13 protein-coding genes and 3 pseudogenes are annotated in these 15,559 nt (G+C 40.9%); 3 read left to right on the top strand and 13 right to left on the bottom strand.

Annotated features, from left to right (window positions below; genetic code table 11):
• Nucleotides 1-146: 146 nt before the first annotated feature.
• From ACVC7S_RS02465 to ACVC7S_RS02450, 4 genes and pseudogenes are all read right to left on the bottom strand, one after another.
• A pseudogene (locus ACVC7S_RS02465) lies at nt 147-547 on the bottom strand (serine hydrolase domain-containing protein); the annotation flags it as partial.
• 217 nt (nt 548-764) lie between these two features.
• The gene (locus ACVC7S_RS02460; protein WP_447266056.1) at nt 765-1,250 is read right to left on the bottom strand and encodes a hypothetical protein; all 486 of its coding nucleotides are present in this window, start codon (nt 1,248-1,250) and stop codon (nt 765-767) included.
• Nucleotides 1,251-1,264: 14 nt separating this feature from the next.
• On the bottom strand, nt 1,265-2,845 hold the full coding sequence (locus ACVC7S_RS02455) for an ATP-binding cassette domain-containing protein (protein WP_447266055.1): 1,581 nt from the start codon (nt 2,843-2,845) through the stop codon (nt 1,265-1,267).
• A gap of 259 nt (nt 2,846-3,104) precedes the next feature.
• Nucleotides 3,105-3,245 carry a hypothetical protein gene (locus ACVC7S_RS02450; RefSeq protein ID WP_447266054.1) on the bottom strand — a complete coding sequence of 47 codons (141 nt, stop codon included), beginning with the start codon at nt 3,243-3,245 and terminating at the stop codon, nt 3,105-3,107.
• A 389-nt stretch (nt 3,246-3,634) separates the two neighbouring features.
• On the opposite strand from ACVC7S_RS02450, the gene ACVC7S_RS02445 reads away from it, so the two are divergent.
• On the top strand, nt 3,635-4,309 hold the full coding sequence (locus ACVC7S_RS02445) for a DUF6796 family protein (RefSeq protein WP_447266053.1): 675 nt from the start codon (nt 3,635-3,637) through the stop codon (nt 4,307-4,309).
• 50 nt (nt 4,310-4,359) lie between these two features.
• Here the strand turns inward: ACVC7S_RS02445 and ACVC7S_RS02440 are convergent, their stop codons facing one another.
• From ACVC7S_RS02440 to miaA, 5 genes are read right to left on the bottom strand one after another with little or no spacing between them, the layout of a single operon-like run.
• Nucleotides 4,360-5,115: an SDR family NAD(P)-dependent oxidoreductase gene (locus ACVC7S_RS02440; protein WP_447266052.1), complete on the bottom strand. Its 756-nt coding sequence runs from the start codon at nt 5,113-5,115 to the stop codon at nt 4,360-4,362.
• Nucleotides 5,116-5,136: 21 nt separating this feature from the next.
• On the bottom strand, nt 5,137-6,066 hold the full coding sequence (gene rnz, locus ACVC7S_RS02435) for a ribonuclease Z (protein WP_447266051.1): 930 nt from the start codon (nt 6,064-6,066) through the stop codon (nt 5,137-5,139).
• A 14-nt stretch (nt 6,067-6,080) separates the two neighbouring features.
• Nucleotides 6,081-6,704: a cystathionine beta-lyase gene (locus tag ACVC7S_RS02430; protein ID WP_447266050.1), complete on the bottom strand. Its 624-nt coding sequence runs from the start codon at nt 6,702-6,704 to the stop codon at nt 6,081-6,083.
• Nucleotides 6,697-7,935 (bottom strand): GTPase HflX, encoded by a 1,239-nt coding sequence (hflX, locus tag ACVC7S_RS02425; RefSeq protein WP_447266049.1) that lies wholly within the window; start codon nt 7,933-7,935, stop codon nt 6,697-6,699. The genes ACVC7S_RS02430 and hflX overlap by 8 nt, the downstream gene beginning before the upstream one ends.
• Nucleotides 7,928-8,812: a tRNA (adenosine(37)-N6)-dimethylallyltransferase MiaA gene (gene miaA / locus ACVC7S_RS02420; protein WP_447266048.1), complete on the bottom strand. Its 885-nt coding sequence runs from the start codon at nt 8,810-8,812 to the stop codon at nt 7,928-7,930. The genes hflX and miaA overlap by 8 nt, the downstream gene beginning before the upstream one ends.
• A 120-nt stretch (nt 8,813-8,932) precedes the next feature.
• On the opposite strand from miaA, the gene ACVC7S_RS02415 reads away from it, so the two are divergent.
• The gene (locus tag ACVC7S_RS02415) at nt 8,933-9,103 is read left to right on the top strand and encodes a DUF3042 family protein (protein WP_001051782.1); all 171 of its coding nucleotides are present in this window, start codon (nt 8,933-8,935) and stop codon (nt 9,101-9,103) included.
• Between the two features lie 42 nt (nt 9,104-9,145).
• On the opposite strand, the gene ACVC7S_RS02410 is transcribed toward ACVC7S_RS02415, so the two are convergent.
• From ACVC7S_RS02410 to ACVC7S_RS02400, 3 genes are all read right to left on the bottom strand, one after another.
• Entirely contained in the window at nt 9,146-9,985 is an 840-nt protein-coding gene (locus ACVC7S_RS02410; protein WP_447266047.1) for a thymidylate synthase, read from the bottom strand.
• Nucleotides 9,986-10,083: 98 nt separating this feature from the next.
• Nucleotides 10,084-11,043 (bottom strand): ROK family glucokinase, encoded by a 960-nt coding sequence (locus ACVC7S_RS02405; protein WP_000078552.1) that lies wholly within the window; start codon nt 11,041-11,043, stop codon nt 10,084-10,086.
• A 125-nt stretch (nt 11,044-11,168) separates the two neighbouring features.
• A complete protein-coding gene (locus tag ACVC7S_RS02400; protein WP_447266046.1) occupies nt 11,169-13,436 on the bottom strand; it encodes an Ltp family lipoprotein in 2,268 nt (755 codons plus the stop codon).
• Nucleotides 13,437-13,603: 167 nt separating this feature from the next.
• Between ACVC7S_RS02400 and ACVC7S_RS02395 the strand changes: the two are divergent.
• Nucleotides 13,604-13,976, top strand: a pseudogene (locus tag ACVC7S_RS02395) (helix-turn-helix domain-containing protein); the annotation flags it as partial.
• Between the two features lie 205 nt (nt 13,977-14,181).
• Here the strand turns inward: ACVC7S_RS02395 and ACVC7S_RS02390 are convergent.
• Nucleotides 14,182-15,559: pseudogene (locus ACVC7S_RS02390) on the bottom strand (Ltp family lipoprotein); the annotation flags it as partial.

Genomic DNA, 15,559 nt, shown 5'->3' with positions numbered 1-15,559 from the left:
CAAGCAAAGTGCCATGAAGTGCCCCACCCAAATGACCAAGATTTTCTGCCAGCAATCCTCCTAAAACTATTTAGAAAACTTTCAAATTCTTTTTTCCATTATACTGTTTTTGAGGATAAAAGACAAGGAGGGCTTAGCTAAACACTAAAACCCGCTTGGTAGTCCATGAGGTCAAGCATGGTGATGGGCTTGTCGTACTTGAGATTTGTCAAAAAATCCTTGGGCAGATACTCTTTTATGTCTGTTTTCAGGTCGATTTTTCCTTCTTCCCAAAACTGCATGATACTGACCCAAACCGTGATTTTGGTCGTTGAGCCCCACTCGAAAGCCGAGCTATCGTCTACAGCTAGCTTTTTCTCCTTGTTCATATAGCCAAAATTATTTTGGTAAAGAGTGTTGCCGTCCTTGTCAAAGACCGTCGTTTACAGTCCAGCACCGGTTCTTTCGAGTTCTTTCTAATAGTCTTCAATCTTTTGACCAATTTGGTCATAATGCGTCCCGGTAACTTTTGCTGGTCGCTAGCGTGGTCCGCTCCAAAAGCGAGCAAGCCTCACGTTACTAGCGCCACAGCGCTTTTCAAAAATGGTGATTTCATGATGATCACCAATCATTATTTTCTATATTTCCTTCACTTAAAAAGGAAAAAGAAAGAGCAAACTGAGTAGACCGAGAAGCAGCCACAACCAGCCAAAGATAAAGAATAACAGGATTTTAACAAAACCGAAAATATGAAACATGATTTTCTCCTTTCGTGTCAGACATTTTTAAAAGAGAAAGAGGCTCACAAGAAAAAGGATTGAGCTGATGCCACTGAAGACATAAGCTAAGACGCGTGGTGCAGGCTCTTGATCTGCCACTAACTTTCTTGTGAGAAAGTAGCTGACAGCATTAAGGATAATTGCCGACATAATCCCATTGACCTTAAATACCGGAAAAGCTGGATTGAGCCCATAAAGAAGAACACTGATATAAACTACGGTATTGATAAAGGGAACCAGCCAGTAAAGGAAATGGACAAATTGCTTGTCGATAATCTCTTTAATAGTCGTCGTGTAGCAAACAATCAGTTGAATTACACTCAAGAGAACTGGCAAAAACCAGATAAAGATTTGCTTGGGCATGCCTAGACCGCTATAGGGCAAATGCCCTCTGATTAGCTGAGGTAGGTCTGCATAGATTGACAAAGCGTAGATAAGTGGTAGCCAAATAGCGATAAGGCTTGCGATGAGTTCTTTCCATTTTAATTTCATTTTTTTCCTCCAATTTATAATTCCAGACAGTCATCAAAGCGGTCTAAAAGAGCCCGACCTTGATTGTGGGTAATAACGATAACAATGCGGTCTTTAATCGACAAGATATAGTCCATGACTTCCGCTGCCAAGTTGGGATCAAGATTGCTAGTCGGCTCATCAAAAATCAGCACATCATAATCCTTGACCAAGAAGCGCGCCAAATCAATCCGCTGCTTTTCGCCATAGGAAACTTCCTGCCGCTCCAAGTCCAGCTTCTTGCTCAAGAAAGCCTCATTAAAATGCAGACTTTGGTACAAGGAAGTTTGGTCAGGTGCATTTATATCTCTGTATAGCGCGATATTGTCCGCCACACTTCCCTCGATAAAAAAGTCATTCTTTTGGATAAAGGCGATTTTCTGATAAAGGCTGTCGCTTGCTAGCTGGCTGACCGCTTGACCATTGACCATGATTTGACCAGCGTAGTTCTTCTTATCAAAATAATTAAGCAAGAGCTTCATCAAGGTCGACTTGCCCCGACCAGACTCGCCGATAATGGCATAGTGCTTGTCCTTGGCAAACTGATAAGAAAAATCCTGAAAGAGAGCCTTGTCGCCCAACTCCAGACCGAGATGTTCAAAATCAATCCGCTCAATCGTTTCTGTCAGATTTTGAGCGGGCTCCGCTTCTTTCTTAGCCAACTTAGCATCAAAATCATTCTCAATATCCTTAACAGTGCTCATGAGATTTTTGTTATTGATAAAAAGCTGCAAAGGAGTGAAGACAAAGTTCAAAAGCTGAAGACTGGCAATCAAAGCCCCAATCGTCAGTGAGCCTTGACTGACAAACCAAATCCCCAGAGACATACAAAATATCTGAGACAGAAAGCTAAAGAACATCATCAGATTCACAGAGCCTTCTTTTGCCACATTGTAACTTTTTCTGGCTTGCTCAAAATCGCTGTTACTGCTAGACAAGTGCTCAACCACCCTTTTTTGGATTTGCAAAAGTTTGATTTGCTCAAACCCTTCCAAAAAATTGGTGACTTGCTTCAAGAAATGATTGCTTTTCTGGGTAAAATTCGCCGTCGCTTTTCTCATCAAGAACCCCGGAATTTGCGACGTCGCCATAGTCAAGATAGAGATGAGGATAAAGCCCAGAGCCATTCGCCACTCAATCCAGAAGATAGCCAGCGTACTGATAAAAACCGAGAAAAAGGCAGCCACAATATCACAGCGTGGGGTCAAGTAATTCTCTTGGTAAATATCCATATTCTTGGTCATTGTGTTGAGATAGCTGTTTTCCTGCTCGGAAGCCTTGTCATGCAAATCCTTGTCATAAAAAGAATGGAAAAGCCTCGTTTTCACTTCTTCCAAGACTTGCTTATTATGATTGTTCTTGAACCAAATAGCCAGCAAGCTGCAAAAAGACCAAGCACAGGTGCAAAAAAGGCAGATAAAGAATTGTCCAAGCAAGTTAGAATGAGCCTTCTGCGCACTGTCCACAACGACTCCCAGCTGCAAAGAAAACAAAGTGATAAAAATCGTTGCTCCAATGCTAAAGATAGTCGCACCCAGATAAGAAGCGCGGTATTTCCGTAAAATTTCTTTCAACATTTAACTTTTCCTTCCAATTTTCGTCTAATTTTGAAAACGATCCAATACGGGATTGCCCAGCAGACATATAAAATAGCCAGCAAGCCCACAAGCACCATGAGTAGTCCTCTTTTCATCTTTCCTCCTTTACCTATTTAGAAATTTTTCTAAACAATGACCGCAAAAAACAAGCAACAAGCTTCACTTAACCAGCCTATAGTATTTAGATTTTTTTCTAAATACTCTGGTTTAAAAAATCCAGCCTAGAAAAACTAGATTTTTAAACATGTTTTTGATTGGATATTTTTTCTAGCTCGTCTCTATTTTTATAGAGCACCCATGAAAAAACAGCCAGCCAAATGGACAAACCCGTCACCAAACCTGAGACTGTCAGTAGAATGGAACTTCTTGCTTTCATCATTTTCTCCTCCTTCTTGCTGCCTTATGAAGGCAAGCATCTAGTCGGTAGATAGCGTTTAGAATTTTTTCTAAATACTTCTCAAAAATTATCTGGTCAATCATCGAAAGACCAAAAGCAAAGTAATTAGATTTCTTTCTAAATAGATTGTAACATGTCTTTTGGAAAATAGCAAGTAGTATTTTGATTTTTTTCTAAATAGCTAGCAAAATTCTAGCCTGTCTAGACTAGATTACTTTAATTCAATCAAACATTTCTCACACTTTCTGAAATCATTTCATCCCCTTACATAGAAAGCAGACACCATTTTATAGCCTCTAGGCATTTCGAGCCTTGTTTCCGTAACAAACCTTTGGTATAATATTAGCAACACAAGTCTAAAGGAGGCGCTTATGACTCAAAAAACGATCCGTCGCTGGGCTCCCTGGTCTATTTTAGGAAGCTGGCTGATTTATGTTGCAGATATATTGATTGCTATCTCTGATGGTTTTGGGAAGGGATTTTGGCAGCACATGCCTGATTTATCAGCTTGGAAAGTTGATTTTGCAGGCTATGCCTTACTTCTTTTCCCGCTTTTAGGAATGGGCGTCTATATCCTCTCTATCGGCCTGAGACAAAAATGGCTAGGAATAGTAGGAGCTTGGATTCTCATGACTGTCTGTGTTTTCCTCCACACCAGCTATTTCTATTTTGCTGCCACTTCGCGGCTGTATGCCCAAAATCCCTCTGCCGATATTGCAAAATTACTAGAAAGCTTTTCAATAGTGAAAAATAACTTTCTGCTTATTTATTTCGTACTTATGGCTGTACTTCTCCTATTTATTGTTATCCTCGTTTTGAGTAAGAAAACGGCTTACCCGAGCTGGTTTGCCCTAACAACTCCCTTAACAGGTATTCTCCTTAGTCGGATACTCAGCGCTATTGCACCAACCCTTCGTGAAATGCTTTCTCCTATTCTCATTCCTGCCTTTTGGTTTGCTTTAATGATAACAATAGCCATGATTTTTGCCCTAAAAGACAAAAACTTTACCAACAAGGAAGCAAGTAGCGCCAATAGACAACCTTAAATGCTAACATTAAAAGACAAGTCATAAAGTTCCTTTTATAAGGAACTTTTTTACTTATAATTAAAAGTCTCCCCTGCCAACTTATCAGCTAGCTTGGGAAAGATAGTATAAAATATGTGAGCTAAATTGAGTAAAAAAGGAAGATTGAGTTCTCGTTTATTTTTCCCTGTGGTTTTGACAATCTTTTTAGCAACCGCATCTGGTTCTAAGAGGAATCGGTCAACCGACTTGAGGTAGCTCCCATCTGGGTCTGCTTGGTCAAAAAATCTTGTTCGGATTGGTCCTGGATTAACAGTCGTCACATAGACACCATAGGGCATCAGTTCAAGGCGTAGAGCATTGGAAAAACCAATATCCGCAAACTTAGTCGCTGAGTAGAGACTGGATTTCCCTGTAGCCATCAAGCCTGCCATGCTAACGATATTGATGATATGCCCTTTTCGGCTCTTCTTCATATGACGAGCAATAAGACGAGACAGGTTCATCAAGGCAAAGGTATTGACCTCGAACATCTGGTGAATGTCTTTGTCAGAAATCTTGTCAAATTCTTCAAAAATTCCGTAACCAGCATTGTTAATCAAGACATCAATCTTTCCATAGCGAAGATAGACGTCTGCTACCAGAGTTTCTAGGGCTGAAGCATCAGTAATATCAATCTCAACTAATTCTGTGTGAGAATGATTTCCGTAGAGCTGAGCTAATTTTTCCTTATTTCTACCTAGTAAGATGAGTTGGTCATCTGGCAAAAGTTTGACCATTTCTTGGGCTAGACCCCCGCTAGCACCTGTAATGAGAATGGTTCGCATGTTTCTTCCTTTCTGTGGCACTTAAATTTCCACTTCTTCCAAGTCTTTAACCACATGGACATTCTCAAAAATACTAGCTGCATCTTTCTTAAGCTGGCTGATATCTTTTGAAAGGAAACGGGCACTGATATGGTTGAGCAAGAGGCGTTTGACTCCTGCTTCTTCCGCTACTTGTGCAGCCTGCATGTTGGTTGAGTGACCGTGATTGCGAGCAATTTTTTCATCTCCCTTGCCATAAGTCGACTCATGGACAAGGACATCGGCATTGACAGCTAAACGCACACTAGCATTGGTTTTACGGGTGTCACCCAGAATGGTGATAATCTTACCTGGACGGGGAGCTGAGATATAGTCTGCTGCCTTGATTTCAGTTCCATCTTCGAGAACAACGTCCTGGCCGTTTTTGATCTTTCCAAAAAGCGGACCAAATGGGACACCAGCAGCCTTGAGCTTCTCAGCATCCAAGGTACCTTCTAAGTCCTTTTGCATGACACGATAGCCAACACAGAAAATAGTGTGATCCAGCTCCTCTGCATACACAGTGAATTTATCGGTTTCAAGGATTTTCCCTAGAGAATCTTGATCAAACTCATGGAAATGAATGCGGTAAGGCAGACGAGAACCTGACACACGTAAACTAGTTAAGACAAAGGACTTGATCCCTTGCGGTCCATAGATTTCCAAATCCGTCTGCTCTTCATTGGCTTGAAAGGCACGACTAGAGAGAAATCCTGGCAAACCAAAGATATGGTCTCCATGCAAGTGTGTGATAAAGATTTTGCTGACCTTCCGTGGTCGAATCGTGGTTTCCAGAATGCGATTTTGCGTTCCTTCTCCACAGTCAAAGAGCCAAACTTCGTTAATCTCGTCCAAGAGTTTCAGGGCGAGACTTGAAACGTTGCGGGCTTTAGAGGGCTGACCAGCCCCCGTTCCTAAAAATTGAATATCCATTCGATACTTTCTAATTAATCAATATATAACATGGCTGTGCGATTTTCCGATCGGAAATAGCGCTTGCTAGAAAAAGCAACAGCTTCTTGCAGTAAATCCTCTTGGCTGTAGCCTTTGAGACGTTTACGACCATCCGCTAAGCTTTCCAAATCAGTCAAAGCTGTGAGACTCTCCACACTAACAACTTCCTCTTCTCCGGCATCCTTCATGTAAATCTTTCCAGATTCTTCAAAGACGAGTTGATGAGGGAAAATTTGCGCAATCTCAAAAAGCAAGTCATCCGAGATTTCCTCTTCATTTTCAGAGAAGATCCGCCCCAGACCATCACTCTCATAGCAAAACCCAAAAGATTTACCCGACAGGTTCAGACGAATAAAAGGCTTATTTTCAAAGGTGAAACTTGGTTCAACATTGTAGAGATTTAGTTCCTGACTGACTTTTGAAAAATAATCCGTCGCAGCTTCAGGACTCTTTTTCTGGTAGAGTTCAGCAAAGTAGGCATTGACTACACTCGGAGGAGGTGTGATGAGAGCTAACTGCTCCTGCTCTGCTTTGCCAGCTAGAAGCTGATCCAGATAGATCTTATCCAGACTTGTATAGCCTCCATATTTTAGAGCCAAGGTTTTAATATCAGTCATAAAATTCCTCTAACCTCCATTTATTTTTCTCAGAAATGTAGCCTGTAATCACTTCCCCGTCATCTTGATAATCGCGCTCTTCCAGAATCGCTACACTTTCTAAATCATGAATTTTGTAAGACTTAGAAAAAGGCACGCGCAGGGTAAAGACTTCAAAAATCTCCTTGATCTTCTCCAAAAACAATGCTTGCAACTGCTCACGACTATCCTCAGACTTGGCAGAAATGAGGGCATAAGGCGTTTGAGTAGGCGTGAAATCCTCCACCAAATCCGCTTTGTTATAAAGAGTCAAGCGAGGAATATCCTCCATGTCCAAGTCTTTCATGATGGACAGGACTGTTTTCTCATGCTCCTCGTGGTAAGGATTGCTGGCATCGATGACATGAACTAGTAGATCCACATGCTTGCTTTCTTCCAAGGTTGACTTAAAACTGGACACCAATTCTGTTGGCAAATCTTGGATAAACCCAACCGTATCAGTCAAGGTAACCTGAAGATTGCCCCCAAGATGGATACTCTTTGTCGTCGCATCCAGGGTCGCAAACAGCTCGTCTGCTTCATACTGGGTCTTGCTGGTCAAGGTGTTCATGATAGTTGATTTACCAGCATTGGTGTAGCCAATCAAACCAATCTTAAAGGTGCTTGACTCCAAGCGTTTTTCTCTGACTGTCGCCCGATTTTTCTCAACCACCTTGAGCTGGCGTTCGATATCCGTGATTTGATTGCGAACACTACGACGGTTCAGTTCCAGCTGGCTTTCACCAGGTCCACGGGAACCAATTCCCCCTGCCTGACGGCTGAGCATTATCCCCTGACCAACCAAGCGAGGCAAGAGATACTTGAGCTGGGCTAGGTGGACTTGGAGTTTCCCTTCATGGCTTCGAGCCCGCATGGCAAAGATATCTAAAATCAACTGCATACGGTCAATGACCTTGACACCCAGAACTTCCTCTAGATTGACATTTTGCCGTGGAGTCAAGCGATTATTGACAATGACAGTAGTAATTTCTTCCGCATCTACCAACAGTGCAATTTCTTCCAACTTACCAGAGCCAACAAAAGTCTTGGAATCATATTTTTCACGTTTTTGTCTGTAACTATCTACTACGACTGCTCCAGCAGTCTTAGCCAGACTAGCCAACTCTTCCATGGAGAGGTCAAAATTGTCCATGCCCTGCAGCTCAACACCAATCAGCAGGACCCGTTCCTCTTTTTTCTCCGTTTCAATCATCTAAAAACTCCTCTATCTGGCTAAAAATGCGGTCTTGCACACCAGACTCTCCAATCTGATAAAAGGTGACCTGCATGCGATTACGGAACCAGGTCAGCTGGCGCTTGGCAAAACGACGGGTAGCCTGCTTAAGATTCTCACTTGCTTCCTCAAGAGTTTGCTCTCCTCGAAAATAAGGGAAGAGTTCCTTGTAGCCAATGCCTTTAGCAGCCTGCACATCTGGATAATGGTCAAAAAGCCACTTAGCTTCATCCAAAAGACCAGCCTCAAACATCAGATCTACTCGGCGATTGATACGATCATAAAGCTGACTGCGTTCATCATCCAAGCAGATGATCAGAGGTTCATACAAGGTTTCCTGATTTTTCAAATCCTGACCAAAATGGGCAATCTCCAAGGCACGCATAGCACGACGACGGTTAAACTGGGGAATCTCAAGGCCTACTTGCTTCACCAGATGAGCTAATTCCTCATCTGAATAAGACTCTAAACTAGCTCGATAAGCTAATATCTCCTCATGAGGTGTCTCCCCACCTAGATGGTAGCCTTCCAGCAAGCTCTGGACATAAAGCCCGGTTCCACCCGCGATAATCGCTAGCTTACCACGGCTTTGAATATCCTCAATAGCCTTCTTAGCTTCTGAAACAAAATCAAAAGCCGAGTAAGACTCGGTCACCTCTCTGACATCAATCAAATGATGAGGAACTTCAGCTTGTTCCTCTGGGCTAGCCTTGGCCGTCCCAATATCTAGCCTTCTGTATACTTGCTGACTGTCACCACTGACCACCTCTCCACCAAAGCGCTTGGCCACTTCAATAGCAAGGGCTGTCTTCCCAACAGCAGTCGGTCCAACAATCACAATTATTTTTGTTTTCATCTTTTTTCCTTGAAAAATTCCCATTTTTTCGTTACTATTATTATATCACAAAAAGGTCGGTCAGAAAAATGCTACCACTTAAGGAGTTTGGCTGATCGGGAAGATAAAGGAGGAAGACTCATGGCTAAAGGATTCGCTAAAGGTCTTGTAACAGGTGTCGCAGGGACTGTCGCTGCCGTTGCAGGTGCAGTATATGCAATTAAAAAGAAAGTGATTGAGCCAGAAGAGCAAAAAGCAGCTTTCATCGAAGAAAACCGCAAAAAAGCAGCTCGCCGTCGCGTATCACATTAATCAACAAAAGAAGTTGAGATTTCTCAACTTCTTTTTATTTTCTTAAATAGCCAAATCAAACTTCAGCTGTGGCTTGACTGGATCATAGTCAACCAACTCAAAGTCCTCCGCTTTGATGTCAAAGAAATTGGTCCCATCTGGAACATTTAAAACCAAGCGAGGTTGGCAGTTTGACGGCTCACGACGGAGCAATTCCTCTGCTTGTTCAAACTGATTATCATAGATATGGAGGTTGTTGATGAAGTAGAAGAACTTCCCAACCTTCCAGCCAAAATGCTTGGCAATCATCATTTGAAGAGCTACGTACTGCATAGCGTTAATGTGGTGGGCCACCAACATATCGTTAGAACGCTGGGTCAAGGTCGCATCCAGATAGATGTCCCCATCAACGCGACGGACATCAAACATAGTCTGAAAGGCGCATGGAAGAAGACCATCTGTTGTCTCAAAAGCCTCATAATCCCAGAGCGAGATGATATTGCGACGGTTCCAAGGATTAGCTTCCAATTGCTTGAGAATCTTATTGATGATATCATGTTTCTTAACGACCGCCCCATAGCGTTCACCGATAGTTCCCGTATCTCCCACTTCCCAGTCATTCCAGTAGTGAACATCGTACTTGTTATTGAGAACATCTAAGCTATTAGACTGATCTTGGTAGATCCAGAGTACTTCCTTGATAGCGGATTTGATTGCAATGGGACGCAAGGTTGTGATGGGAAATTCCCATTTGGCCAAATCATACTCCGCAAAGGCACCCGTTACGTACTTAGAATTGGCAACTGTCCCATCCTTATACTTAGGACGTGCCTGCTCAGAAAAGACACCTTCCTTAAGAATTCGTTCTATATTTTCTTTAAAAATCGTATCAGCTTTTGTCATTTACTCTCACCTCATTTATTGTCCTAACTAGTATAGCATAAAAAAAGAAAGGAGGAAAATCACTGGCTTTAAAGTAGTGTTTTTCTCCTTTTATGATCTTATTGCAATACAAGCGATGCTGCTCCGATAACTCCAGCGTCATTTCCTAGAGTTGCAAGAGCTAGTTTAGTTGTTGTGCGTACTTGTGGGAAGGTATTTTCGTCATAGACTTTTTGAACACCTTGTAGAAGGAATTCTCCCGCAGCTGACACCCCACCACCGATTACGATTGTTGAAGGGTTGAGGATGGAGCCGATGTTGGCACACGCGATTCCCAAGTAACGTGAGAAGTTACGGTAAACGATCAAGGCAAGGTCGTCCCCTTCTTTAGCCAAGTCAAAAACAGTTTTTGCTGTTACTTCTTCACCGTCGTCGATCAAGCGTTTCAAGGTCGCATCGCCTTCGTATTCATCTGCATAGCGACGAGTCAAGTTGACAATCCCTGTTGCAGAAGCAACTGTCTCAAGACAGCCTTTTTTACCACAAGTACATGCGATTGGTTGGTCAAAGTCAACAGTGATGTGGCCAAGCTCACCTGCTGCACCAGCAACACCGTGAAGCAATTTGCCTTCTGCCACGATACCGCCACCAACACCTGTACCAAGTGTCATAAAGACAACGTCTGGTTGGTTTTCACCAGCCCCCATCCAGCGCTCACCAAGAGCAGCTACGTTGGCATCATTATCGATGAAGAATGGAATCCCCAAGGCTTTTTCAATCTTTTCTTTAATTGGTTGAAGGGTTTTCCAGTTGAGGTTGTAGGCACCGATAACAGTCCCTTTTTCACGGTCAACCACACCAGGTGATCCCATTCCAATGCCTCGGAAATCCGTCGCTGACAATCCAAGCAAGTCCAAACGATGCTGAATAGACTCAATCATATCATCTACAATATGGCTTCCTTCATCCAAAATGTTGGTCTTAATAGACCATTTTTCTTGGATTTCTCCCTCTTGAGTTAAAATTGCAAACTTGATAGAAGTTCCACCAAGGTCAATCCCAATAATCTTTTGACTCATCGTCTTCTCCTTTTTAATTGAAAATGCTTACAGATATAGTATAACAAAATCGTCTCTTTTGTGCAAAGGTTTGCAGGCTACAAGCCAAAATTAAAACATCTCATTTGCTTCACTATTTGTAAAAATTAGTCACCTAAATGTTGAATGGCATAGTTTGCTTCTTCTTTTGTAAATTTTCTAAAATAAGGAGAAGTTAGCCTCTCATAAATTTCTGTCTTTGACAAATGGGCATTCTTTCGGTATTCTCTTGCTTGAATTAAGGCATTTGCCTTATAGTCTGCTTGCAAATGATTGATAGCATATTGTGCAGTGTCACTATTAAAACCTTCAAAAATTAACATCTCATAAATTCTTTTTTTTGACAAATGAATCCTATTATAATCTTGTGCTGTCTTTAAAGCTGCTGAGTATGGATTCCCGGCTGCTGGTTTTGGTTGTCGTACACCATCGTTTCCTACATAGTAACGACCACCATCTACCCATTTACCCCTTACCATTTTGCCTTCAGAATTAACATAGTAACGGCCACCATCTACCCATTCATTCTTGGCCAACTTTCCATCTGATTTATAATAATAGTCCCCTACCCATTTATTGCGGGCAATGCTTCCTTCTGGTGTTAAATCTAGTTTTTGAATGGCATAGTCTGCTTCTTCTTTTGTAAATTTTCTAAAATAAGGAGAAGTTAGCCTCTCATAAATTTCTGTCTTTGATAAATTGGCATTCTTTCGGTATTCTCTTGCTTGAGCTAAGGCATTCGCCTTATAGTCTGCTTGCAAATGATTGATAGCATATTGTGCAGTGTCACTATTAAAACCTTCATAAATTAACATCTCATAAATTCTTTTTTTTGACAAATGAATCCTATTATAATCTTGTGCTGTCTTTAAAGCTGCTGAGTATGGATTCCCGGCTGCTGGTTTTGGTTGTCGCACACCATCGTTTCCTACATAGTAACGACCACCATCTACCCATTTACCCCTTACCATTTTGCCTTCAGAATTAACATAGTAACGGCCACCATCTACCCATTCATTCTTGGCCATCTTACCATCTGATTTGAGATAATAATTTCCTACCCATTTGTTGCGAGCGTAGCTGCCTTCTGCTGTGAGATAATAATAGGATCCATAGTTTTTATCATAAATCCAGTCACTTTTAACCTTTTTTCCATCAGAATCAACATAATAACGACCACCATCTACCCATTCATTTTTAGCTCTCTTTCCATCTGATTTGAGGTAGTAATTTCCTACCCAGCCAGACTGAACTTTAGATTGTGATTTATCCTGTTTAGGAGTTGTTTCTTTAGCTTTTTCAGTCGGTTTTGATGCTGGTGTTTTTGGTTTCTCAGCAGGTTTTTGTGCTGGTGTTTTTGGTTTCTCAGCAGGTTTTTGTGCTGGCGTTTTCGGTTTCTCAGCGGGTTTTGGTGCTGGTTTTGGTTGCCACACACCATCGTATCCTACATAATAACGACCACCATCTACCCATTCATTTTTGGCCATCTTACCATCTGATTTTAGATAGTAATTACCTACCCATTTGTTGCGAGCGTAGCTGCCTTCTCCTGTTAAATAATAGTATGACCCATAGTTATTGTCATAAATCCACTCAGCTTTAGCCATCTTACCATCTGATTTAAGATAGTAATTGCCTACCCATGTGTTGCGAGCGTAGCTGCCTTCTCCTGTTAAATAATAGTATGACCCATAGTTATTGTCATAAATCCATTCATTTTTAGCTCTCTTCCCATTTGATTTGAGATAGTAATTACCTACCCATGTATTACGAGCGTAGCTGCCTTCTCCTGTTAGATAATAGTATGACCCATAGTTTTTATCATAAATCCATTCATTCTTGGCCATCTTTCCATCTGATTTGAGATAGTAATTGCCTACCCAAGCATTTTGGACATAGTTTCCCGAAGAGTTTAGATAGAAATAAGAATTAGCTTTTTTATCAAAAATCCACTTATTAGTAACTTTAGCACCATTTTCATAGTACGATGAGCCTACCCAACCAGACTGAGCTGTAGATTTGGACTTATCCTCTTTAGGACTTGTATTTTTAGGTTTCTCAGCTGGTTTTTGAGCTGGCGTTTTCGGTTTCTCAGCGGGTTTCGGCGCTGACGTTTTCGGTTTCTCAGCGGGTTTTGGTGCTGACGTTTTCGGTTTCTCAGCGGGCTTTGGCGCTGGTGTTTTTGATTTCTCAGCTTGATTTGACGCCGAAGTTGTATTCTCTTTTACAACCTTACCATTTTTAGATGCATCCTTTTCTTGAGCAGAAACATGCTGAGCCGAAAAAGGAAAGTCTCCAGTTGTATCTGTAAGTGAAATGAGTCCCAGTGTTGCAGTTGCTAAGCTGGTTACTAAAATTTTTTTTGATTTTTTCATAAAAATCTCCGTTGTTTTTAATGATTTATACCTATAGTATACCATATACTTAATTTTTTTACACTCAAATAATAACTATTTATGAAAGCCCTATTTTAAAATGAAGTGCAACACAAAAGACATGTTCATCTGATATACTAGAGTTGCGAAAAACAGTATAAAGGAAGATGAACATGTCCACTAATTATTCTCATACAAGCACTTATCTGAAGCTGAGCGACTAGAAATTGAAGCTTATTTAAACGTAGGACTCAAACCTGCTGAGTTTGCTCGTAGACTGGGGGAAACTGCTCTACTATTACTCGTAAAATGAATCGTGGTTCCATAACACAAGTGAAATAGGTCAATGGGCAGAATATCTATTACCTACACCATTATGCAGATGCTACCCATAACCGTTATCAGTATGCTAGAGAAGCCAGCTATTATTTGAAACTAGATCGTTTATCGGACGACTTTCTGAAAGAATTTACAGAAGTAATGGGAGAGAAACCAACGGGACATAGCATAGATGCCTTTGTTCACACCTATAAACTCCAACCCCTTTTTGAAATTGGAAAATCCATTCTGTTCTGAGTGGAAAGACAATAGGAGAACCTTCTATTTTGAACTTGGCTATAGTCCGCAAAAAAAGCTGTTTGAGCTCACTCAAACAGCTTTAAAGATACTCTCTTAATTAGAGGAACAACTTTGTTACACTTGACTTGTCAATCAGTGTTAAAATAGTTATTCTAAATAATTAGTCGTCAAGATGTTGAATTGCATAATTAGCTTCTTCTTCTGTAAAGCCATCTATATAAGAGGTCAATTGATTGAAAAGACCAGATTTAGACATATTAAATAATTTTCTATAGTTCTTAGCATTAAACAATGCATTATATTTATAATCAGCTTTTAGATGATCAATAGCATATTGAGCTGCATCATTTGAAAATTTATCAAATTGAGAAGTTAATTGTCTATACATACGTTTTTTTGACATATGGAATAGCGAGTTATAACTCTTTGCCTTTTCTAAAGCAGCAGAATATTCACTATTGGTTGATGATTTGGTTTCCCATAATCCATTAGCTCCTACATAGTAACGACCACCATCTACCCATTCACTTTTAGCCATCTTACCGTTTGATTTAAGATAGTAATTTCCTACCCAAGTACTACGAGCGTAACTTCCCTCTGAAGTCAAGTAGTAGTACGAACCATAGTTCTTATCATAAACCCACTCACTCTTAGCCATCTTACCATTTGACTTCAAATAGTAATTGCCTGACCAAGCATTGCGAGCATAGCTACCTTCTGATGTTAGATAGTAATATGAACCATAGTTCTTATCATAAATCCACTCACCTTTAGCCATCTTACCATTTGATTTCAAATAGTAGTTGCCTGACCAAGCATTACGAGCATAACTACCTTCTGCCGTTAGGTAGTAGTATGAACCATAGTTCTTATCATAAACCCACTCACCTTTAGCCATCTTACCATCTGATTTAAGATAATAATTGCCTACCCATGTATTACGAGCGTAGTTACCTTCTGCTGTTAGATAATAATAGGATCCATAATTTTTATCATAAATCCATTCACTCTTAGCCATTTTACCATCTGATTTAAGATAGTAATTGCCTACCCAAGCATTTTGGACATAGTTTCCCGAAGCATTTAGATAGAAATAAGAATTAGCTTTTTTATCAAAAATCCACTTATTAGTAACTTTAGTACCATTTTCATAGTACGATGAGCCTACCCAACCAGACTGAGCTGTAGATTTGGACTTATCCTCTTTAGGACTTGTATTTTTAGGTTTCTCAGCAGGTTTTTGAGCTGGTGTTTTCGGTTTCTCAGCGGGTTTCGGCGCTGGTTTTGGTGCTGGCTTTGACTCTGGTTTCGGCGCTGGTGTTTTTGGTTTCTCAGCAGGGTTTTGAGCTGGTGTTTTCGGTTTCTCAGCTTGATTTGGCGCCGAAGTTGTATTCTCTTTTACAACCTTACCGTTTTTAGAAACATCCTTTTCTTGAGCAGAAACATGCTGAGCCGAAAAAGGAAAGGCTCCAGTTGTATCTGTAAGTGAAATGAGTCCCAGTGTTGCAGTTGCTAAGCTGGTTACTAAAATTTTTTTTGATTTT

It is taken from the genome of Streptococcus sp. Z556 (assembly GCF_053010225.1).
This window is presented reverse-complemented; position numbering and strand designations above follow the sequence as displayed.

Bases quoted from the DNA above. Each gene is read 5' to 3' on its own strand.
- miaA (WP_447266048.1), bottom strand. From the start codon at position 8,812: ATGAAAACAAAAATAATTGTGATTGTTGGACCGACTGCTGTTGGGAAG.
- ACVC7S_RS02445 (WP_447266053.1), top strand. From the start codon at position 3,635: ATGACTCAAAAAACGATCCGTCGCTGGGCTCCCTGGTCTATTTTAGGA.
- ACVC7S_RS02415 (WP_001051782.1), top strand. From the start codon at position 8,933: ATGGCTAAAGGATTCGCTAAAGGTCTTGTAACAGGTGTCGCAGGGACT.
- ACVC7S_RS02450 (WP_447266054.1), bottom strand. From the start codon at position 3,245: ATGATGAAAGCAAGAAGTTCCATTCTACTGACAGTCTCAGGTTTGGTG.
- ACVC7S_RS02440 (WP_447266052.1), bottom strand. From the start codon at position 5,115: ATGCGAACCATTCTCATTACAGGTGCTAGCGGGGGTCTAGCCCAAGAA.
- ACVC7S_RS02455 (WP_447266055.1), bottom strand. From the start codon at position 2,845: ATGTTGAAAGAAATTTTACGGAAATACCGCGCTTCTTATCTGGGTGCG.
- ACVC7S_RS02410 (WP_447266047.1), bottom strand. From the start codon at position 9,985: ATGACAAAAGCTGATACGATTTTTAAAGAAAATATAGAACGAATTCTT.
- ACVC7S_RS02460 (WP_447266056.1), bottom strand. From the start codon at position 1,250: ATGAAATTAAAATGGAAAGAACTCATCGCAAGCCTTATCGCTATTTGG.
- hflX (WP_447266049.1), bottom strand. From the start codon at position 7,935: ATGATTGAAACGGAGAAAAAAGAGGAACGGGTCCTGCTGATTGGTGTT.
- ACVC7S_RS02400 (WP_447266046.1), bottom strand. From the start codon at position 13,436: ATGAAAAAATCAAAAAAAATTTTAGTAACCAGCTTAGCAACTGCAACA.
- ACVC7S_RS02430 (WP_447266050.1), bottom strand. From the start codon at position 6,704: ATGACTGATATTAAAACCTTGGCTCTAAAATATGGAGGCTATACAAGT.
- ACVC7S_RS02405 (WP_000078552.1), bottom strand. From the start codon at position 11,043: ATGAGTCAAAAGATTATTGGGATTGACCTTGGTGGAACTTCTATCAAG.
- rnz (WP_447266051.1), bottom strand. From the start codon at position 6,066: ATGGATATTCAATTTTTAGGAACGGGGGCTGGTCAGCCCTCTAAAGCC.